The organism is Asticcacaulis sp. P2_B1 (assembly GCF_056404915.1).
Genome location: NZ_JBFUDD010000026.1, coordinates 1 through 3,244 on the forward strand (window position 1 = coordinate 1; position 3,244 = coordinate 3,244).

Here is a 3,244-nt window from a genome sequence, read left to right on the forward strand (position 1 = left end):
GTGTTCGAAGGCGCCGTAGCTGCGCCGTAGCTGCCGCTGATCTGGAGGCCGTCGAAATGCTTGTCGAGGACGAAGTTGATGACGCCGGCCACGGCGTCGGAGCCGTAGGTCGAGGAGGCGCCGCCGGTCAGGACGTCGACGCGCTTGACCAGGGCCGACGGGATGATGTTCAGGTCGATCGCCTGCACCGGCAACAAACGCTGGCCGTCCAGCAGAACCAGGGTCCGCTGCCAACCCAGATTACGAAGATTGACCTTCGCGCGACCGTCGGAATCCGAACCGTTGGTAAATTGCGTCGAATCCGCGCGCACCTGCGGCAAGCGGTTCAAGGTTTCTTCCAGGTTCAATACGCCCTGGTATTGCAGTTCTTGCTTGTCGATCGTCGTGATCGGGCTGGCCGAAGTTGCGTTCGGCTTGCGGATGCGCGTGCCGGTAACGATAACGACCTGGCCGTCATCGCTTGCGGCATCCGCCTTGGTCGCGGACGCAGGTGCATCCTGCGCCATGGTCGCGCCAGCAAATACCGAAGCACAGATCGCCACCGTCGTCAGCAGCCCGAATTTATAATTGCGCGTCTTGCAATCTCGCATATGAAAAAGCTCCCAAGGCCGCGGGCCAAATCCCGCGCCGCCATGAATTAAGAACGGATGGCGGATGGGTCTCCTTGGGCGAAAATGACGGATTTGTGTCGGATTGACCTATGTGACCGACACTCCATGGCAAAAAGAACACACTTTTCGCAGGTGCAACGGCGCGGGACATTCGTTCGAAAAATTATTTCAAAAAAAGGGCAAGGAAGTTTTCCGGCCATACGTCTCTATACTGTATGGTTGTTGTGTCAGTTCGGGGGCTTTAAGGCGTGAGCGCGGACCGGAAGCGAATTGTGAGTTGGGTCGCAACCCGGATATTGCCGCATGAAAGCGCTGTCCGGTCGTGGCTGCGACGGTCGCGCGTACCGCCGGAGGAAATCGACGACCTGGTCCAGGAAGCCTATTGCAATCTGTGCAATCTGGACGCCGTCGACCATATTCCGCGCCCCGACCGTTATTTCTTTCAGACCGTACGCAATCTGCTGACCGACAGGCTGCGCCGGTCGCGGATCGTGCGGATCGAAACCGTCGCCGAAATCGATTCTCTGATCGACGGTTCGGACGAATTGTCGCCGGAGCGGATTACGGCGGCGCGGCGAGAACTGGCAACCGTGCAAAGGCTGATCCAGATGCTGCCCGGCCGCTGCCGTCGCGTTATTGAGCTGCGCAAGGTCGAAGGCATGTCGCAGCGCGAGATAGGGCGGAAACTGAATATCAGCGAAAGCGCGGTTGAGAACGAAGGTGTAAAGGGCATGCGGTTGATCCTGCAAGCCTTGAAGGCGGAGGAAAGCGGTACCGGCAAGGACCGCGAACAGGTGAGTAATGACAGACAAAGAAACCGCGACCGACATTGACGCCATGGCGGCGCAATGGATCTGGCGCCTCGATCGCGACGGACGGACGCAGGAACTCGAAGACGAATTGGAGACCTGGCTGGCTGCCGACCCGCGCCGCCGGGGTGCTTTCCTGCGCGCCGAAGCCGCCTGGGTGATGATGGACCGTGCCCAATGGAAGCCGGAGGAATCCGCGCCTGTCCGCCCAGTTCGCCGTCAGGGTATATTCGATCGCCGGGCTGTTATTTTCGGCGGCCTTGCAGCCTCCGTAGCCGCGGCCGGCGCCTTTCTGTTGCGACCGGAACGTTTCAGCACGCGCATCGGTGAAATCCGGCGCCTGTCCTTGAAGGACGGGTCGCTCGCCGAAATCAATACCGCTTCGGCCATCGAAGTTTCGCTGAAATCGCAGCAGCGGGTGGTCCGTATGGATCAGGGCGAAGCCTGGTTTCAGGTCGCCAAGGATGCGACGCGGCCCTTCGTGGTCGAGGCCGGCAACGTGCGGGTGAGAGCCGTGGGTACGGCCTTCGGCGTCCGCCGCCGGCACAATGGCGCCGATATCATGGTAACCGAAGGCGTCGTGGAAACCTGGACCGAAGGCAGCAAGGACGGCGCCGTCCGTCTCAAGGCCGGCGAAAAAGCCTATGTCACCGATGCCGAACCGATCGGTCGCATTGTTTCCGCTCCATCCCAGATCGATCGCGAACTGGCATGGCGGGACGGCAATATCGATCTGGCCGGTGAATCCCTGGGCGAGGCGGTCGAAGAGTTCAATCGCCATAACAGCCGCAAACTGGTCATTGCCCAGGCCTCGATCGCCGACGAGCCGCTCTATGGTGTGTTCCACGCCAATGACCCTCAGGCTTTCGCCAAGGCAATCGAGGTCAGTCTTGACGTCAAGGTGACCGTTGAGGACAATCAGATCATCATCGGCAGCGACCCCAGGTCATAAAGGACGTATCGGACAATCGCGTGCCAGGGGGCGTTTTATTGGGCAGGGTATGCAGGCAGTGAGGCAGAGGAGAACGCGCGGAGCGACTGGCCTTACGGCAACGGCGATCTTCTGTATCGCCTTCGTCGCCACGTCGGCCTGGGCCGCTCCGCAAGCGTTCAATCTGTCGGCACAGGACGTCACGACCGGTGCCGCGCGCTTCGGCCATCAGGCCGATGTGCAAATCCTGGTTCCGGGAGACATCGCACACAACCGGCGTATCAACGCCGTGCATGGACGCTACGAAGTCGCCCAGGCTCTGACCATCATGCTGCAGGGTACGGGACTGGAGGCGAGGCAGGTTAGTACCGGCGTCTATGTCCTGGTTGCGACCGCCGTGAAACCACAGGCCATCGCGGTCCCGCCACCGCCGGTCCTGTCGCCGCCTCCGGTCCCGCCCGCACCGGTCGAGGTGATCGTCACCGGGACCCGCATCCGCAAGCCGAACGCGACTTCGGCCAGTCCCGTTACCTCGCTGGATCAGCAGGACCTTTCGTTCGGGGGTATGTTCAACATTGAGGATGTGCTCAACCACCTGCCTCAGGTGCGGGCCGACTCCACCCAGTTCCAGAACGGCTCCGACATCAACGGCCGTGCGAAGGTCAATCTTCGTAATCTGGGTTGGCAGCGGACCCTGGTTCTGCTGGACGGCCAGCGTTTGTTGCCGGTGCAGGCGATCGACCTGAACATCATCCCGTCGGCCCTGGTCAAGCGCGTCGACGTCCTGACCGGCGGCGCCTCCTCGACCTACGGCTCCGACGCCGTGGCCGGCGTCATCAACTTCGTCCTCGACAAGCATTTCGACGGCCTCCAGATCAGCGGCAGCTACGGCG

At 61.4% G+C, this 3,244-nt stretch carries 4 protein-coding genes; 3 read left to right on the forward strand and 1 reads right to left on the reverse strand.

Going from position 1 to position 3,244, the window contains the following annotated elements; translation table 11 throughout:
• Positions 1–590, reverse strand: a 590-nt coding sequence (locus AC1DX3_RS24300) for a TonB-dependent receptor plug domain-containing protein (RefSeq protein ID WP_476991949.1), incomplete at its 3' end; no start/stop codon positions are given.
• 293 nt (positions 591–883) lie between these two features.
• Here AC1DX3_RS24300 and AC1DX3_RS24305 point away from each other — a divergent pair.
• From AC1DX3_RS24305 to AC1DX3_RS24315, 3 genes are all read left to right on the forward strand, one after another.
• Positions 884–1,444, forward strand: coding sequence for an RNA polymerase sigma factor (locus tag AC1DX3_RS24305; protein ID WP_476991950.1), 561 nt, complete (start codon positions 884–886; stop codon positions 1,442–1,444).
• Positions 1,413–2,372 carry a FecR family protein gene (locus AC1DX3_RS24310; RefSeq protein ID WP_476991951.1) on the forward strand — a complete coding sequence of 320 codons (960 nt, stop codon included), beginning with the start codon at positions 1,413–1,415 and terminating at the stop codon, positions 2,370–2,372. The genes AC1DX3_RS24305 and AC1DX3_RS24310 overlap by 32 nt, the downstream gene beginning before the upstream one ends.
• Before the next feature lie 58 nt (positions 2,373–2,430).
• Positions 2,431–3,244: TonB-dependent receptor plug domain-containing protein (locus AC1DX3_RS24315; RefSeq protein ID WP_476991952.1), on the forward strand; the 814-nt coding region annotated here is incomplete at its 3' end.